The organism is Paracoccus contaminans (assembly GCF_002105555.1).
GTDB classification, from domain to species: domain Bacteria; phylum Pseudomonadota; class Alphaproteobacteria; order Rhodobacterales; family Rhodobacteraceae; genus Paracoccus; species Paracoccus contaminans.
The window spans coordinates 1,054,941-1,071,925 of sequence record NZ_CP020612.1 but is presented as its reverse complement, the minus strand read 5'-3'; the positions used below and the strand labels follow the sequence as shown (position 1 = coordinate 1,071,925).

The following is a 16,985-nucleotide window of genomic DNA, read 5'->3' as shown; positions in this document are numbered from 1 at the left end:
ATGGAAACACGGGCCAATTTCCTGCTGATCGGGGCCTTTGCGCTGGCGGGCTTTCTGGGGCTGCTGGTGTTCCTGATGTGGTTCGCCGGGCACGAGGCGAACCGGCGCTATGACTATTATCAGGTGCTGTTCCCGGAAATCTCGGGCATCTCGGCCGGCACGCAGGTGCAGTTCTCGGGCGTTCCCGTCGGGCAGGTGATCGACCTGGCGCTTGACCCCGATGGCCGAGTCCGCGTCCAGCTGGAGCTGCGCGAGGGCACGCCGGTGCGCGCCGACAGCGTGGCGACGATGGTGCCGCAGGGAATCACCGGCCTGTCCACGCTGGCGGTGTCATCGGGTTCGGCTTCGGCGGCGCTGCTGCGCGAGGGCGGCGATCCGGTGCCGGAAATCCATGCCGGGCGATCGGCCCTGCAATCCATCACCGAAAGCGCCCCGGCGCTGGTCGAACAGCTTTCCGACGCCGCGGCCCGGCTCAACGCCATGCTGGACGAGGGCAACAAGGCCCATGTAGACAGCATCCTGCGCAACGTGGACGACGCCACGGGGCAGCTGAAAACGGCGATAGCCGACATCTCGCAGGCGACGCAGGGGATCGGGGCGGTGGGCAGAACGCTGCAGGATTTTGCCGGCCAGTTCGACGGGATCGGGCCGCGCACCACGGCCGCGCTGGACAGCGTCAGGGGCGCCGCCGACCAGCTTGCCCGCGCCGGCAAGGCGGTTGAGGACATGCGCCTGCCCGCCATCTCTGCGCAGGCCGAGGGCATCCTGGCCGACCTGCGCCGGATGCTGGGCAGCGAGGATGCCGCCGCCCTGCCGCGCTCGCTGTCCGATGTCCTGGCCTCGGCCAAGGCGCTGCTGGACGATCTCCATGCCGCCGGCTCGGCCCGGAACCTGAACGAGATGATGGCCTCGATCCGCCGGGCGGCGGACGGCGTGGCGGGCATGACCCAGCCCTTGGCGACGCGCATCGGGCGCGCCGCGGGGGCGATCGAGACGCTGGCCGGGGGCCTGGGCCAAAGCAGCGCGCTGCAGACCGACATCCGCCGCGCGGCGCGCGCCATCGGCAGCGCGGCCGCCGACCTCGGTTCCATGGCCCGCAGCATCGAACGGCGGCCCAATTCGCTGCTGTTGGGGCGCTGAGCGCCCCTGCGCCGCACTGGAAAGGGCGGGCCGGGCTGTGCCGGCTCTCGCGCAGGGCCGCCCTTTTCCCTTGGACAGACCTGCGCCTTTGCAGGGGCGAGCGGCTTGGCCTTGCCCGCGCAAAGGGCGGCCCGACCGGCTGACCGGCGACCGCGCGCGCCGGTCGGCGCGGCGGATGCTTTGCCCCCTCGTGGAACCCGATCGCTTTGGCGCGTTTGTCTAGCGCCGCCCTGCGGGGCCACAATGGAGCCATCATGACCACATCCCCTGCCGCGCACGCCGAACGTCCCGGTGAAGCCGAAATTGCCACCGCGCTTGCGGCGCTGCTGGCCGAGGGTGACGTGATCCATGTGGCGCCGGCCGAGGGCGCGGCGATCGCGGTTTACCGGGCGCTGCAGATCGCATGCCCGGCCGCCTCATGCGTGCTGGTCCCCGAGGCGGATGCGCTGCCGGGATCAGGCATCCGGGCCACCCCTGCCAATGTCGGGCTGCGCGCAGCCGGCCTTGCAGGGCTGGCCGAACGCGGCGAGGCAGGGCCGGTCGCGCTGATCACCACCGCCGAGGCGCTGGCGCAGGGCTGGCCCGCGCCGCAGGCCGCCCCGCGGATGCTGGACGTGCAGGTGGGCGAGCAAACTCCGCTTGAATCGCTGCGCGATACGCTTGTGGCGATGGGCTACAGGGATGATGACCGCGTGGACGAGCCGGGCGAGGTTGCCCTGCACGGCCGGGTGCTGGATGTCTTTCCGACCCAGGCCGCAAATCCGGTCCGCATCGACGCCGAGGATGGCCGGATCGCGGCGATCCGGCGTTTTGACCTGCTGGATCAGCGCACCCTGAACATGATCGACATGGCGCGGATCGCCCCCGCCGAGGACAGCCCGCGCGAGGGGCCGGCGGTGTCGCTGCTCGATCATTTGCCGGGTGCGCGCCTGGTGATGGATGATCTGGCCGATACCCGGCGCCGGAACATGCTGGCACTGGCGCGCGATATCGGCGGCACGGTCGCTGCCGGCGTGCTTGCGGACGAGGCGTGGGAGGCGGCGCTTGCCGGGCATGAGCGGGTTGCCCTGCCCCCTGCCGGCAAGGCGCCGGATCGTTTCGTAGAAGGGCGCCGTCCGCTGGACGCATTCGCCCAGGCGGCGCGGGCCGCTTTTGATGCGGGCGAAAAGGTGGCGCTGGTCGGGGGCGAACGCGACCTGCGCTTTATCGCGCGCCGTGCCGGGCAGGCGCTGGGCTGCGCCGCCACCCCCGCGCAGGACTGGGCGCAGATCGTCGCGGCCGATCCGGGGACGCTGTGGACGCTGCCCATGCCGGCAGGGCGCGGCTTTCACCGGGACGGCGTTCTGGTGGTGGCGGCGGCCGATCTGCTGGGCAGCCGCGCGCAGCGGGGCGACGCGGCCGTGGCGGGCCTGAACGGCCTGCTGGATGTGGCCATGATCCGCATCGGCGATGTGGTGGTTCATACCGAACACGGCATCGGCGTCGTCGAGGGGATCGAGCCGCTGCCCTCGGCAGACGGGACGGATGGGGGCGATGCAATCCGCCTGACCTATCACGATGGCGGGGTGCGGCTGGTTCCCGTCCTGCAGGCCGATCGCATCTGGCGCTATGGCGGAGAGCCGGAATCCGTGACCCTCGACAAGCTGGACGGGTCAAGCTGGCTCAAGCGCCGGGGCGAGGTCGAGGCCGCGGTCGCGCAGACCGCTGCCGCCCTGACCGAACTGGCCGCCGAGCAGGCGCAGATCGAGGCCCCGGTACTCGACCCCGAACCGGCTGCCTATGAACGCTTTGCGGCCGGCTTTCCCTATGCCGAAACCCCTGACCAGTCGCGCGCGATCGAGGCGGTGCGAGACGATCTTGCCTCGGGCCGGCCGATGGACCGGCTGGTGATCGGCGATGTGGGCTTTGGCAAGACCGAGGTCGCGCTGCGCGCCGCGGCGCTGGCGGTGCTGGCCGGCAAGCAGGTCGCCGTTGCGGTGCCCACGACCGTGCTGGCCCGCCAGCACCTGGACAGCTTCACCCGCCGCTTTGCGCCGCTGGGGGTTGCGGTGGGTGGCCTGACGCGCCTTGACAGCGCGGCCGAGAAGAAGCGCGTGAAGGCTGGCCTCGCCGATGGCAGCATCCGCATCGTGATTGGCACCGCGACGGTGGCGGGCAAGGGGATCGCCTATGACGATCTGGGCCTGCTGGTCATCGACGAGGAGCAGCGATTCGGCACCGCCGACAAGCGCAAGATGCGCGCGCTGGGGGCGAAACATGTTCTGACGATGACGGCAACGCCGATCCCGCGCACCCTGCAACAGGCGCTTGTCGGGCTTCAGCAACTGTCGGTGATCGCAACCCCGCCCGCGCGGCGCCAACCCATCGCCACGCGCGTCGCCCCCTATGACACTGGGGCGCTGCGCACGGCCCTGCTGCGGGAAAAGGCGCGGCAGGGGCAAAGCTTCGTCGTCGTCCCCCGCATCGGCGACATGGAGGCCATCGCCGCAACGCTGGCCCGGCTGGTCCCCGAACTGACGGTTCTTCGGGTCCATGGCGAAATGCAGGCCGCCGAAATCGACGACGCGATGATCGGTTTTGCCAATGGGGACGGGGATGTTCTGCTGGCGACCAACATCATCGAGGCGGGGCTGGACGTGCCGCGCGCCAACACCATGATCGTGACCCGCGCCGACCGCTTCGGCTTGGCGCAGCTGCACCAGCTGCGCGGGCGGGTCGGGCGGGGCGCGCAGCGCGGCCAGATGCTGATGTTCACCGATCCGGGCGCGCAGATACCAGAGCGCACATTGCGCCGCCTGCAGACGCTGGAAACGCTCAGCCATCTTGGCGCGGGCTTCGAGATCAGCGCCCGCGATCTGGATCTGCGGGGGGCCGGCGATCTGCTGGGGGCCGAGCAGGCCGGGCACATGAAGATGATCGGCATCGACCTTTACCAGCAGCTTTTGTCGGATGCGATCCGCGCACAGCGGGGTGAGCCCCCGGCCGGTCGCCAGCCCGACCTGCAACTCGGCAGCGAAGGGCGCCTGCCCGAGGACTGGATCGCGGATGCCGATACGCGGCTGGGCGTCTATATGCGCCTGTCGCGACTGAACGAGGCGGATGAGATAGACCTGATTGTCGATGAGCTTGAAGACCGCTTCGGCCCCTTGCCCGAGCCGGCCGAGCGGCTGATGGCGACCGTCCGCATCCGGCTTGAAGCCCGTGCCGCCGGGGTCGAGCGGGTGGCGGCCGGGCCGGCCGGCATTTCGATCTATCCGCGTGAAGGCCTTGTCCTGGATACCCAGGGGCTCGAGCCGCGCGAGGGGGGTGTTTTCGTCCTGCCCGAGGCGATCGACGATCCTGCGGCGCGCTTTGCGCGCGCTGGCGCGCTGATGCGGGGCCTTGCCGAACGCGCCGAGGCCTGATCGCGGCCCGGTGCCGCCGGTCGGCCCCTTGGGGACGAGCGGTCGGCGCCGGCCTGGGCGCGGCCTGGGGCGGATGGCCCAAGGGCTGCTGCGGCGGTTCTGGCGGGCTCAGGTCCTGGGCGCTGGCGCCGGGGCGCGGCGGCGCTGCCTGGTTGCCCCCGCGCCCAGCAGGTCGGCCAGTTCGGCCTCTGCCTGGGGCGGCAGGTAGAGATAATCCCATTCGAACTGGCCTACACTGGCCAGCAGCCGCAGATCGTGGATCACGAGCCTTCCGTTTTCCAGCGTGCAGGTGCCTTCCTCGCGCAGCTCGCCCAGCATCCGGTTGGCATGGACAGGCGTCATGCCGCAGGCCTCGCCGATATCGGCCTGCGTCAGCGGCAGCGTGAAACCGTCGGTGCCGCACAGCTTGCGCGCGAACATGCGGGCAAAGATCTCGGCAAAGAAATTGGCGATGCGCGCCCGCCCGACCAGCCGCCCCACCCGGAACGCCCAATAGCGCTGGATCGCGGAGTCCATCAGCGAGATGCGCCAGAAGCAGTCGTAAAGATGCGGCATGGTCACGCGCATCTGTGCAATCCGGTCATGATGCAGGCGGGCGCATGTGATGGCGTTGAAGCTGTCGATGTCATGGTCGAGCCGGAACAGCATGAAGCTGGGCAGGTCGATGAAATCGCCGGGGATGTGCAGCGACAAAAGCTGCCTGCGCCCGGTCCAGTCGGCGCGAAAGCGCCCCGCAAAGCCGCTGGTCAGATAGGCGGCATGGCTCAGCGGCTCTCCGCGCAGGGTCAGGGCATGACGGGGCGGGATGGAAACCGGATCATCCTCAAGCGCCCGGACGAATACCTGATCTTCGGGGGTGAACAGATTGGGATAGGACTGATCCAGTGATATTCCAGCAGACACGTATTCCTCCGGTCGGGCGAGGTTGGCTGCTCGCTAACAGATTATCGACCCATATCCCATCATTTCCGTCAGGTCAGTCCCCTGACCGACTCCGCCGGACAGCCTGGCCCGCATCCGCAGGGCCGGCGGATCCATGAGGGCAGGGGGCGCGTTCACCTTTGGTATTCCCAAGCGAGGTCCGTCATGTCCAACCCCGATCCGTCCCGCCCCGCCAGCCCGCCCGGCCCGACCGCCGCCCAGCAGCGAGAGGCGATCGCCCGCTCGCATGAGCCCGATGATATCCACGGATCGGAAATCGCCGCGGCCCCCCTTGGGACCGATGCCGAGGCCGGCAGCACAGGCCCGGCCAGCGCCGCCCAGCGTGCCCATGCCGAGGCGATGATCCGCCAGAACGCCCCGGAGGCTTCGTCCGGCACGGCCGGCAAGCCCGACCCCGCGGCCAAGGGCTGACGCGGCGTCCCGCCCGCCTCAGCGCTGGCGGGCGGGGACGATGCGGCGGCTCAGCCTGGTTGACAGAAGCAGCGCCGTCAGGGCCAGGCAGATCACCGGCATCGGCTCGATCACCTTGCCGGACAGCAGCGCATGCAGGCCCGCCAGGGGAACGGCCAGATACACCAGCCGGTGCAGCCGCCGCCATGCGGCTGCGCCGAGCCGGCGGATGGAAAGGTTGTTCGATGTCAGCGCCAGAGGCGCCAGCGCCAGCGCCGCGCCCATCCCCAGCGTCAGCCAGGGCCGCTTGAGAATGTCGCGGCCCATCAGGGACCAGTCAAGACCCATGTCCAGAACGGCCCAGGCCGACAGGTGCGCGGCGGCATAGCTGGCCGCCAGCAGGCCGATAGGCCGGCGGAACCGTGCAAGATTGATCCGCGACAGCCGCGACACCGGCGTCAGCGCCAGCCCGGCGACCAGCAGATAGAGCGCCCAGTCGCCCAGCCGGTGTTCGATGGTCCGGACAGGATCGACGCCGAGCCGGCCCTGCATCAGGTCCAGAACGATCCATCCCGCCGGCACCAGCCCGATCGCCCAGACAAGCGCGATGGGCACACGGCGCAGGGCCGTGCTGATGCGGGCAGCCAAGGCGGGGTGCATCAGTAATCCCGCGCCAGGTCCATTCCCGCATAAAGCGAGGCCACCTGATCGGCATAGCCGTTGAACATCAGGGTCGGGCGACGGCCGCCCAGCAGCCCGCCGCCGATCCGCCGCTCGCTCGCCTGGCTCCAGCGCGGGTGATCGACATCGGGATTCACATTGGCGTAAAACCCGTATTCACGGGGCTGCAGCATGTTCCAGGTCGTCGGCGGGCGGGTGTCGGTCAGGGTGATGCGGGTGATCGACTTGGCCGACTTGAACCCGTATTTCCACGGCACCACCAGCCGGATCGGCGCCCCGTTCGCCACCGCCAGCGGCTTGCCATAGACCCCCGTCGCCAGCAGGGTCAGCGGGTGCATCGCCTCGTCCAGCCGCAGCGCCTCGACATAGGGAAAGTCCAGCACGCCGCGCCGCTGGCCCGGCATCTGCTCGGGCCGCAGGACCGAGGTGAAGGCCACCCATTTCGCCCCTGCCTGCACGCCCGCAGCCTTCAGCACCCCTGCCAGCGGGACACCGTTCCACGGGATCACCATGGACCAGCCCTCGACGCAGCGCAGGCGATAGATCCTGTCCTCGACCGCGCGGGCCGGGGCGATCTCGTCCAGGGCGCGGCTGCCGGGGCGGTCCACCAGACCGTCCACCTGCACCGACCAGGGCAGGGGCTGGAAGCTGCCGCCATATTCGGCCGGATCGGTCTTGCCGGTGCCGAATTCATAGAAATTGTTGTAGTGGGTGATCTCGTCCAGCGTATTGGGCTTGTCCTCGGCCGGCGCCCCTGCGGCCCCCGCGCCCTGCGGCAGCGCCAGCGTCGCGCCTGCCGCCGCCAGGAAAGCGCGGCGATTCATGAAGACCGCCTCGGGCGTCACGTCTGACCAGTCGAGCCTCATCGGTTCATCCTTCCAAGATGCCTGACCGGATGCCGGGCGCGCGGCCATTGTGGCCCTTGGGCCTGCGCAGCCAAGTGCCCATCGGCCCTTCCTGGCACACGCCCCTTCAAACCTGTGTGAGCCGGCGGCCGCCGCCCTGCCGCGCAAGGCGCCATGGCCCTTGTGCAAGGGACGGCCCCCCGACCCGCCGCTGCCCGCCCCGCCGGCGCCTGTCCTGCACGGTTTTCCGACTGGCCGGGCCGGGCGTTTCCGTTGGCAACACAATTGTCTGCAGCGCCCCGGCCGCCGGGGCGCGCCGCCCTGCCGGGCCATGTCCGGCCCCCTTGCCGCGGCATGGACAGCCTGTCGGGGGCCGGATGACCGTCCAGCGCGACATCATCTTGAAGGAGGCCGCGATGGGGCGATTTCTGCGCGACAACGGGCTGAGCATCGCCCTTGGGCTGCTGTTCCTGGGCAGCCTGGCCGGCATGATCCTTGCCGGCTGGCACCAGGACATCGACGAGGCGCTGCGCGACGGTGCGCCTCTGCCCACGCTCGGCGGCTATATCGTCAGCGCGGGCTTTGTGTCGGCGCTGTTCGAGAACTGGGAAAGCGAGTTCCTGCAGATGGGCGTCTATGTCGTGCTGACGGCGATGCTGTTCCAGCGCGGCTCGGCCGAATCGCGCGACCCCGATGATCCGGGCCGCGGCAATGACCAGCCCGGCCCCGGCATCGGCGGCTGGCTTTACGCCCATTCGCTGGGGCTGGCGCTGGGCGCGCTGTTCATCCTGTCCTTCGTGCTGCACCTGCTGGGCAGCTGGCGCGACTTTCTAGAGGAAGCCATGCGCGAGGGCGAGGCGCCGCAGACAATGTGGCAATATCTCGGCTCATCCCGGATGTGGTTCGAATCGATGCAGAACTGGCAGTCCGAGTTTCTGTCCACGGGGGTTCTGGTGCTGCTGTCCATCATCCTGCGGCAAGTGGGATCGCCCGAATCCAAGCCTGTCCAGGCCCCGGACGCGCAGACGGGCGGCTGACCGCCTGCCCCTTGGCCCTGCGCCCCGGCTTCGCTAAGTCCGGTGCAAGCCAGGGGACGATGAGCATGGACAAGACTTTCGACGCCGCCGCCGCCGAGGCGCGGATCGCCGCGCAATGGGAACGCACCGGCGCCTTTGCCGCCGGGGCCAATGCAAGACCGGGGGCGCCGGCCTTTTCCGTGGTCATCCCGCCGCCCAACGTCACCGGCAGCCTGCATATCGGGCACGCGCTGAACAACACGCTGCAGGACATCCTGGTGCGCTGGCACCGGATGCGCGGCCATGACGTGCTGTGGCAGCCGGGGCAGGATCATGCCGGCATCGCCACGCAGATGGTCGTCGAGCGCAAGATGGCGGCCGAGGGCAAGCCCCCGCGCAAGGACTGGAAGCGCGAGGATTTCACCGCCGAGATCTGGAAGTGGAAGCAGGAATCGGGCGGCACGATCATCGGCCAGCTCAAGCGCCTAGGCGCCAGCCTCGACTGGGACCGCAATGCCTTTACCATGTCCGGCGCCCCCGGCGCCCCGGCGGGCGAGGAAGGCAATTTCCACGACGCCGTGATCCGCGTCTTCGTGGACCTGTATGACAAGGGGCTGATTTACCGCGGCAAGCGGCTGGTCAACTGGGACCCCCATTTCGAGACCGCGATCAGCGATCTCGAGGTCGAGAACCGCGAGGTTCCCGGCCATATGTGGCATTTCAAGTATCCGCTGGCCGGCGCCGAGACGTATGAATATGTCGAACGCGACGCCGACGGAAACGTGACGCTGCGCGAGACGCGCGATTATATCGCCATCGCCACGACGCGGCCCGAAACCATGCTGGGCGACGGCGCGGTGGCGGTTCATCCCGACGATGCGCGCTATGCCCCCATCATCGGCAAGCTGGTGGAAATCCCGGTCGGGCCAAAGGAACACCGCCGCCTGATCCCGATCATAACCGACGAATACCCCGACCCGCATTTCGGATCGGGCGCGGTCAAGATCACCGGGGCGCATGACTTCAACGACTATGGCGTCGCGCAGCGCAACGGTATCCCGCTGTATGCGCTGATGGACGGCAAGGCGCGGATGCGGTCGGACGGGCTGTCCTATGAGGAATCGGCCATGATCGCGGGTCAGATCGCGCGGGGCGAACGCGAGGCTGGCGATGTCAGCCAGATCAACCTCGTCCCCGAGGATCTGCGTGGCCTAGACCGCTATGAGGCGCGCAAGGCTGTCATCGACCAGATCAACGCCGAGGGGCTGGCGGTCTGGTATCTGCACAAGGAAATCGACAAGGAAACCGGCGCCGAGCATCTGGAACGCCGCCCGCTGGTGGACGCCAAGCCGATCATGCAGCCCTTCGGCGACCGGTCGGGCGTGGTGATCGAGCCGATGCTGACCGACCAATGGTTCGTGGACACGGCCAAGATCGTGCAGCCCGCCATCGACGCGGTGCGCGAGGGGCGCACCCGGATCATCCCCGAGCAGCACGAGAAGGTCTATTTCCACTGGCTCGAGAATATCGAGCCTTGGACGATCAGCCGCCAGCTTTGGTGGGGGCATCAGATTCCGGTTTGGTATGGGCCCAAGCTGCATGATGGCGCCGACCGCACCAAGCTGCGCTTCAGCGATATCGTTGACGCGAAAGGGCAGCAGTTCTGCGGCCCTTCATGGAACGAAGTGTCTGAAGCGGCTCGGCAGTACTACGGTCCTAACGTCCAGATTGACGAAACGCAGCACGGCCATGAGGGTGTGCTGCCCGGTTTTCCCCCGTCGGCTCTGCCGGGTGCTGGGGGCGGGGGGTTTGGGAACGACGACACACTTCGTCGAGTGCGGATCGAACGCGACCCCGACGTCCTCGATACCTGGTTCTCGTCCGGCCTGTGGCCCATCGGCACGCTCGGCTGGCCTGAACAGACCGATGAACTCAAACGCTATTTCCCCACCGACACGCTGATCACCGGGTTTGACATCATCTTCTTCTGGGTCGCCCGGATGATGATGATGCAGCTGGCGGTGGTGGATCAGGTGCCGTTCCGGAACGTCTATGTCCACGGGCTGGTGCGCGACGAAAAGGGCGCCAAGATGTCCAAGTCCAAGGGCAACGTCATCGACCCGCTGGACCTGATCGACGAATACGGCGCCGACGCGCTGCGCTTTACGCTGGCCTCCATGGCCGCGCAGGGGCGCGACCCCAAGCTGGGGCCGAAACACGTCGAGGCGAACCGCAACTTCGTCACCAAGATCTGGAACGCCGTCCGCTTTGCCGAGATGAACGGCGTCTTTCCCGGCGCGCCCACCCGCCCCGACCCCCAGCACACCGTCAACCGCTGGATCATGGGCGAGACGGCGCGCGTCCGGCTGGCGCTGGACGAGGCGCTTGAAGCCTATCGCTTCAACGATGCGGCGCTGAGCCTTTACGGCTTTGTCTGGGGCAAGCTGTGCGACTGGTATGTCGAGCTGGCCAAGCCGCTGTTCGACGGCGACCATGCCGCGGAAACCCGCGCCACCATGGCCTGGGTGATCGAGCAGGCGATCACCATGCTGCACCCGGTCATGCCCTTCGTGACCGAGGAAATCTGGGCGCTGACCGGCACGCGGGGCAAGATGCTGGTGCATGGCGACTGGCCCGAATACGGGGCGGAGCTGATCGACGAGGCGGCTGACCGGCAGATGAACTGGGTCATCGGGCTGATCGAATCGGTGCGGTCGGCCCGCGCACAGATGGGTGTGCCGGCCGCCGCCCGGCTGGACCTGATCGTGACCGAGGCCGACGAGGCCGCCCGTGCCGCCCTGGCGGCCAATGGGCCGCTGATCGAACGGCTGGCGCGGGTGAACGCCCCCCGTGACGGGGCGGCGGGGCGCGGCATGATCGCCGTTGCGGCGCCCGGCGCGTCCTTTGCGCTGCCGATCGGCGATGTGATCGACGCCGGCGCGGAAAGCGCGCGGCTGGAAAAGGCATTGGGCAAGGCCGACAAGGATGCCCAAGGGCTGCGCGCGCGCCTGTCCAATCCTCGCTTTGCCCAGAATGCCGAGCCGGAGGTGATCGAGGAAACCCGCGCCCGTCTGGCCGAGCTGGACGAGGACATCGCCCGCATCCGCGCCGCGCTGCAGCAGCTCAAGGCCCTTTAGGGAAACACGCGATGCACTGGTTCGAACGGATCGCCCTGCGCCGCACCGACGAGGCCGCCGCAAAGGGGCAGTTGTCGGGCCTTGCGGGCGAGGGGCGGCCGCTCGACCCGGTGCGGCTGCGCGAATCGGCCGATGACGTGTTGCACCGGATGATGGCCGATGGCGGCTTTCTGCCGCCCGAGATGCAGCTGGCCAAGGATATCGCCGTCCAGCGCGCCGTGATGGATCAGATCGAGGATGAGGCCGAGCGCCGCGCCTTGGGGCGGCGAATCGCGCTGATGGAGCTCAAGCGCGGCGTCATGGCCGATGCGCGCAGGCGCTCTGCCCGCGGATAAGCCGTCCGCCCGGTGTTTGTCAGCACTGCACCGGGGCCGGGGTGCCGTCAGGCACGGGCGGGCATCTGCCGCCGCCGCCCCGGCCGGTTCATCCACAGGAATGACAGCAGCCACAGCGCGGCGATTGTCCATATGTCGATGCAGATCCGGCGCAGCGCCCCTGCGCCCGGCGGGTTCATCGCCAGCGCATCGCCCAGCACCGAAAGCAGCACGCAGGCGACGAACGAGAACAATCCTCCGCGGCCGATCAGCGCCGCGGCCCGGCCCAGCCGCGTGCCCGCCATCATCGCCAGCGCAGGCGCACAGGGAACCGCAACCAGCCAGCTTGCGGCGATGATCGCCGCGAAGCGGACCCCGTCGAGCGACCATTTGTCCACCACCCCGACCGCGTTCCACATCACGTCTGCCAGCCGCTTGCCCCCCGGACCCAGCCGCCACAGCGCCGCCATGCCCAGGCTGTAGAGCGAGACGCCAGCGGCCAGGGCCGTGATCCAGCCCGCCCGGCGCAGCAGCGCAGGCATGAAGCGGCGGCGGAACGCGCCCATCGCCACGCCGGCAAAGAACAGCATCTGCCAGCCGAAGGGATTGAACAGCAGCCCGCCCTCGACCCGCTGATTGGGCAGCGCCGCGTTCAGCGGCACCGCCGCCAGCCACAGCGCGAGCGAACCCGCACCGAACCACAGGGGCCTGTTCAGCAGCATCGGAACCGTAACCGGCGCCAGCCCCAGCAGGATGACATACAACGCCAGCACGTCCAGCAGGTTCGGCTGCATCCACAACAGGGCCAGCGTGCCGATATAGGGCAGCGGATATGTCACGATCCAGCGCGCATATTCGGACCAGATCGCGGTATGGTTCAGGCCCAGCGCGAACAGCCCCCGCGACAGCAGCGCCAGCAGCACCCCGCCGATCACCAGCGCCAACCAGACCTGCGCGGCCCGGCGCAGAAAGCGCCACTGGGCGGTCCGCCGGCCGTCCTGCGCCTCGACCTTGATCCAGACCAGCCCGACCAGAAACCCCGACAGCAGGACGAACAGCTCGGCCGCGTCGAACACCGCGAAATTGCCCAGCGTGAACTGGCGCAGCCAGCCCAGCGGCATGTGGTTCAGCATGATGCAAAGCAGCGCATAGCCGCGCAGCATGTCCAGCCAGGCGATCCGGCTCATCGGGGCAGGGCGGCCCAGGCGGCGAGCAGATGGGGATCGGATAGCAGGGCAGCCTTTTCGCCGCGGTCCAGGAATGACAGCGCCTCGGCCTGCGAGGATGCGGCGGCGATCTTGGCGGCCGCGGCGATCGCGGGCAGCCGCTCGGCCGCCGGACGCGCCGGCAGCGGCGCCAGCAGCGCCCTGTGGCGCGCCATCGCCGCCGGATCGGCGCCAAGCGCCAGCGTCGCCGAGCCGTCCTGCCGAAGGCGGCGGATCTGCGCGCCCGAGGCAACCAGCAGCTCGGGGGTCTGCCGTTCCTCGGGGGTGACCAGCAGGCCCGCCATCCGCGCCCAGCGTCCGAACACGGGCGAGGCTGTCCAGCGCGAGATCGCCGGCGACAGGATCAGCCCGGCCAGGATGGGCGACAGCCAGATCAGCTGGCCCGGCGACAGCATCGCCACGACGGCCAGCACCGCCAGCCCCGAGGCGACATGGATCCAGTGCCGGCTGAGAACCAGCCGCCAAGGCGGCATCGAGCCCTTGCGGACCTGGCTTTCCCAGCCCGAGTTGCGGCCGCGCAGGATCTCGGCGATCTGGCGGGTCTGGATCAGCATCTGGACGGGCGCGATCAGGGCCGACAGCACCGTTTCGAACAGGGCCGAGGCAAGGATACGCGAGCGTCCGCCCGCATTGGCCGCCAGCGGCCGCCGCCAGGCGCGGATCACGGCGACGAATTTGGGCACCAGCAGCAGCCCCATGGCGGCGGCCAGAAGCCATGTCATCCGGGTTGAATCGAATGTCGGCCAGTCGGGGAACAGCTGATAGCTGTTGGGGAAATATTCGGGCTTTGACAGGATCACCTTGGCGGTCAGCGCCAGCCCGACCAGGATCATCGCCAGCCAGACCGGGCTCATCAGGAAGCCAAGGATTCCGATGGTGAAATGCACCCGGCTGATCCAGCTGAAGCCCCTTGCCCCGATCAGCCGCAGATGCTGCAGGTTGCCCTGCGCCCAGCGCCGTTCGCGCACCGCCATGTCCAAGAGCGTCGGGGGGCTGCCCTCATAGCTGGCGCGCAGGTCCCAGTCGAGCCGGACCTTCCAGCCCGCCCGGCGCAGCAGCGCCGCCTCGACGAAGTCATGGGACAGGATGGTGCCGCCGAAGGGCGGATTGCCCGGCAGCTCGGGCAGGCCGCAGCAGGCCGCGAAGGCCCGCACCCGGATCATCGCGTTATGGCCCCAGAAGTTGCCGTCATCCCCCGACCATGCAGCAACGCCGCGGGCGATGGGCGGCCCATAGACGCGGCCGGCGAACTGGATCACGCGGGAAAACAGTGTCTGCCCGCCGACCAGCATCGGGATCGTCTGGATCAGCGCCAGCGCCGGGTCGGCCGACATCCGCGCGCTCATCTCCCGGATCACGGTGCCGCCGACCACGCTGTCGGCATCCAGCACCACCATCTGGTCATAACACCCGCCCCAGCGGCGCACGAACTCGGCGATGTTGCCTGCCTTGCGGCCGGTGTTGTCGGTCCGGCGGCGATACCAGACCGGCAGGGGGCAGGTCTCGCGCAGCGCGGCCACGGCCAGCGTCTCGGCCGCGAAGAAATCAGGATCGCGGCTGTCGGACAGCACGAAGATTTCCGCCCGGTCCGCCATGCCGGCCGCCGCCAGCTCGTCCGCCAGCGCCGCCAGCAGGCCCATGCTGTCGGCCGGATCCTCGTGATAGACGGGCATGACCACCGCGATGCGCGCCTCCCCCGGATCGGCCGGAGTCTGCGGTTGCTGCGCGATCAGCCCGGCCAGAAGCGAGCAGAAGCTGAACCCCACCCAGCCGAATGTCAGCGTGAAGAACACCAGCAGCGCCCATTGCAACGGCTGCACCTGGCCGCCGAAGACCAGCAGCATCTGCCAAAAGCCCAGCGCCACGATCAGCGCGCAGCCTCCAAAGGCGATCAGCCGTGCCAGAAGGACGGATGGGGCAGGCCGCTCGCGCGCGGGGCCGGGGGGCGGGGGGGCCGCAAAATCCTGGACTGGCATGGCCAGGGGCGCCTCGGGGGGGACCGGCGGCAAGAAGGCGCGGTCGCCCGCAGCGCCGGACATGGGCGCAGAACCTGCGGCGCGCGTTGCCGTTCCCGCCTGCAAAGCCGCGGTGCCTGCCCAGCCCGGATCGGCCGCCTGTTCGGGGTTCACGGCGTTATTCCCTGGTCCAGCGATAGAGCCAGGTCTCGCTCATGCGGACATTGCCGCTGTCGAGGCGCGCGGTCAGTTCGGCCAGCTCGGCCCGTTCGGGCCGGAACTCGAAGGCAAGGCGCATCACCCCCGCCTCGGGCAGGCGCATGACATAGGCATGGTCAATGGCCCCGTCCGAGGCGGTCACGCTGGCGACCGGATCGGGCTGATCGACAAAGGGCGCAAGGTCATAGTCGATCAGGAAGCTGCGCGTTGCGCGGCCGTTAACGGCCAGCCCCGATCGGGTCTGCACCACCTGGGCGATCGGCGTTCTGGGCGCGGGCGCCATGCCGATTGCCATGCGGTAGGCGAAATCATGCCGCACCCCTGCGGCGAGCGGCTGGGCCGGCTGCCAGAAGCTGACGATATTGTCGTTGAATTCGGTATCGACCGGGATCTCGATCAGCACCACGCTGCCCTGGCCCCAGTCGCCCTCGGGGGCGATCCAGGCCGAAGGGCGGTCCTGATAGCGCGTCTCGGCATCCTCAAAGGACGAAAAGCGCCGGTCCCGCTGCATCAGGCCGAAGCCGCGGGGATCGCGATCCGAAAAGGCGGAAATCTGCAGCGCCGCCGGGTTCGACAGGCTGCGCCACAGATGCTCGCCCCCGCCGGTCACCATCTGAAGGCCGTCGCTGTCATGAACGCCGGGCCGGTAATCATCGACATTGCCGCGATCGCCCGGCCCGAACCAGAACATCGAGGTCAGCGGCGCAATGCCCGCATCCGCCATCTCGCGCCGCGGGAACAGCGCAAGGCGCGTGTTCACGACCGTATCGGTCCCCGGCGTCAGCACGAATTCATAGGCGCCGGCCACCGACGGGCTGTCCAGCAGTGCCAGAACCGTGAGCGATTCGCTGTCCGGCGTCGGGCTGGTGATCCAGAACTCGCGAAAGGCGGGAAACTCCTCGCCCTGGGCGCTGCCGGTCCCGATCGCCAGTCCGCGCATCGACAGGCCATAGACATTACCGCGGCCGATCACGCGGAAATAGCTGGCCCCCTGGAACACCGCCAGCTCGTCCAGTAGGCCGGGGCGGTTGAGCACCGTGCGCAGGCGGAACCCCGACCAGCCCATGTCGCCGGGCGCCGCCTTTGCCGCATCGGGCGGAAAGCCGTTCGGGGAAAATTCGAACACCGAAGGGTCGAACGGCAGGTTCCGCGGAACGCCGTTCTCGACCAGGTTGATCCGCACCGGCACGTTGAAAAGCATCCCCGGCGGCAGCAGATCAAGGCCGAAGCGGCCCAGATCCCGCCAGGGATCGGCCTCGCGCCTGAAGCGGATACCGCGATAGGCATCATAGCCCAGATCGGCGAAGGGCGGCTCCAGCCTTTCCTGCGGCGGGGCAAAGCCGGCGCGCGCCAGATCGGCGGCCAGCCGCGCGACCTCCTCAAAGCCGAAGGGCGCGGCCGTCTGGGCGCGCGCCCCGACCACCCCGCCGGCCAGCGCCGCGGTCATCGTTCCCAGAAAGACTCGACGTTCCACGGTGACCCCGCCCTTACAAATGCCTTCGGTTGTTAGTCAAAGCCGGGTCAGCCTGCAAGAATGCTGTCAGCAGCCCTGCTGCCCGCCGCATGGGCTGGCGGGCAGCAGGGTAATTGGAATGATGCCGATGGCGGCAGATGCCTCGAATCCAGCCTGTCCGGGATTTCCCCTCAGGGCGGCGCGCCCGTCAGGCACGGGATCAGGCAGTCCGCGGGCATGCCCGGATGCGGCGCCCTTGTCTT

Annotated in this window: 12 protein-coding genes; 6 read left to right on the top strand and 6 right to left on the bottom strand. The window is 69.0% G+C overall.

What is annotated here, in order from left to right:
• Positions 1-1,140 carry an MlaD family protein gene (locus B0A89_RS05095; RefSeq protein ID WP_085377211.1) on the top strand — a complete coding sequence of 380 codons (1,140 nt, stop codon included), beginning with the start codon at positions 1-3 and terminating at the stop codon, positions 1,138-1,140.
• Positions 1,141-1,394: 254 nt separating this feature from the next.
• Positions 1,395-4,544, top strand: coding sequence for a TRCF domain-containing protein (locus B0A89_RS05090; protein WP_085377210.1), 3,150 nt, complete (start codon positions 1,395-1,397; stop codon positions 4,542-4,544).
• Between the two features lie 108 nt (positions 4,545-4,652).
• On the opposite strand, the gene B0A89_RS05085 is transcribed toward B0A89_RS05090, so the two are convergent.
• A complete protein-coding gene (locus B0A89_RS05085; RefSeq protein WP_085377209.1) occupies positions 4,653-5,447 on the bottom strand; it encodes a Crp/Fnr family transcriptional regulator in 795 nt (264 codons plus the stop codon).
• A gap of 183 nt (positions 5,448-5,630) precedes the next feature.
• Between B0A89_RS05085 and B0A89_RS05080 the strand changes: the two genes are divergently transcribed.
• Positions 5,631-5,897 carry a hypothetical protein gene (locus B0A89_RS05080; protein ID WP_085377208.1) on the top strand — a complete coding sequence of 89 codons (267 nt, stop codon included), beginning with the start codon at positions 5,631-5,633 and terminating at the stop codon, positions 5,895-5,897.
• A gap of 18 nt (positions 5,898-5,915) precedes the next feature.
• Here B0A89_RS05080 and B0A89_RS05075 read toward each other — a convergent pair whose 3' ends face one another.
• Positions 5,916-6,536, bottom strand: coding sequence for a protein-methionine-sulfoxide reductase heme-binding subunit MsrQ (locus B0A89_RS05075; protein WP_085377207.1), 621 nt, complete (start codon positions 6,534-6,536; stop codon positions 5,916-5,918).
• Positions 6,536-7,423, bottom strand: a complete 888-nt coding sequence (gene msrP / locus B0A89_RS05070; protein WP_157115248.1) for a protein-methionine-sulfoxide reductase catalytic subunit MsrP — start codon at positions 7,421-7,423, stop codon at positions 6,536-6,538. The genes B0A89_RS05075 and msrP overlap by 1 nt, the downstream gene beginning before the upstream one ends.
• Positions 7,424-7,779: 356 nt before the next feature.
• On the opposite strand from msrP, the gene B0A89_RS05065 reads away from it, so the two are divergent.
• The 3 genes from B0A89_RS05065 to B0A89_RS05055 are packed head-to-tail and all read left to right on the top strand — an operon-like array spanning position 7,780 to position 11,890.
• Complete coding sequence (locus tag B0A89_RS05065) at positions 7,780-8,439, top strand: DUF6766 family protein (protein WP_205949776.1); 660 nt, start codon at positions 7,780-7,782, stop codon at positions 8,437-8,439.
• A gap of 59 nt (positions 8,440-8,498) precedes the next feature.
• Positions 8,499-11,555 (top strand): valine--tRNA ligase, encoded by a 3,057-nt coding sequence (locus B0A89_RS05060; protein ID WP_085377205.1) that lies wholly within the window; start codon positions 8,499-8,501, stop codon positions 11,553-11,555.
• An 11-nt stretch (positions 11,556-11,566) separates the two neighbouring features.
• Positions 11,567-11,890, top strand: a complete 324-nt coding sequence (locus B0A89_RS05055) for a DnaJ family domain-containing protein (RefSeq protein ID WP_085377204.1) — start codon at positions 11,567-11,569, stop codon at positions 11,888-11,890.
• Between the two features lie 47 nt (positions 11,891-11,937).
• Here the strand turns inward: B0A89_RS05055 and opgC are convergent, their stop codons facing one another.
• The 3 genes from opgC to B0A89_RS05040 all read right to left on the bottom strand — a co-directional run bounded on the left by opgC (position 11,938) and on the right by B0A89_RS05040 (position 16,743).
• Positions 11,938-13,056: an OpgC domain-containing protein gene (gene opgC / locus B0A89_RS05050; protein WP_085377203.1), complete on the bottom strand. Its 1,119-nt coding sequence runs from the start codon at positions 13,054-13,056 to the stop codon at positions 11,938-11,940.
• Positions 13,053-15,071, bottom strand: a complete 2,019-nt coding sequence (mdoH, locus tag B0A89_RS05045) for a glucans biosynthesis glucosyltransferase MdoH (RefSeq protein WP_240558645.1) — start codon at positions 15,069-15,071, stop codon at positions 13,053-13,055. Before mdoH ends, opgC begins: the two co-directional genes overlap by 4 nt.
• Positions 15,072-15,228: 157 nt before the next feature.
• Positions 15,229-16,743 (bottom strand): OpgD/OpgG family glucan biosynthesis protein, encoded by a 1,515-nt coding sequence (locus B0A89_RS05040; RefSeq protein ID WP_157115247.1) that lies wholly within the window; start codon positions 16,741-16,743, stop codon positions 15,229-15,231.
• Positions 16,744-16,985 lie beyond the last annotated feature (242 nt).

Excerpts from the sequence above, each read along its gene's own strand:
- B0A89_RS05095 (WP_085377211.1), top strand. The coding sequence starts at position 1 with ATGGAAACACGGGCCAATTTCCTGCTGATCGGGGCCTTTGCGCTGGCG.
- B0A89_RS05090 (WP_085377210.1), top strand. The coding sequence starts at position 1,395 with ATGACCACATCCCCTGCCGCGCACGCCGAACGTCCCGGTGAAGCCGAA.
- B0A89_RS05080 (WP_085377208.1), top strand. The coding sequence starts at position 5,631 with ATGTCCAACCCCGATCCGTCCCGCCCCGCCAGCCCGCCCGGCCCGACC.
- B0A89_RS05075 (WP_085377207.1), bottom strand. The coding sequence starts at position 6,536 with ATGCACCCCGCCTTGGCTGCCCGCATCAGCACGGCCCTGCGCCGTGTG.
- msrP (WP_157115248.1), bottom strand. The coding sequence starts at position 7,423 with ATGAGGCTCGACTGGTCAGACGTGACGCCCGAGGCGGTCTTCATGAAT.
- B0A89_RS05065 (WP_205949776.1), top strand. The coding sequence starts at position 7,780 with ATGACCGTCCAGCGCGACATCATCTTGAAGGAGGCCGCGATGGGGCGA.
- B0A89_RS05060 (WP_085377205.1), top strand. The coding sequence starts at position 8,499 with ATGAGCATGGACAAGACTTTCGACGCCGCCGCCGCCGAGGCGCGGATC.
- B0A89_RS05055 (WP_085377204.1), top strand. The coding sequence starts at position 11,567 with ATGCACTGGTTCGAACGGATCGCCCTGCGCCGCACCGACGAGGCCGCC.
- opgC (WP_085377203.1), bottom strand. The coding sequence starts at position 13,056 with ATGAGCCGGATCGCCTGGCTGGACATGCTGCGCGGCTATGCGCTGCTT.
- mdoH (WP_240558645.1), bottom strand. The coding sequence starts at position 15,071 with ATGCCAGTCCAGGATTTTGCGGCCCCCCCGCCCCCCGGCCCCGCGCGC.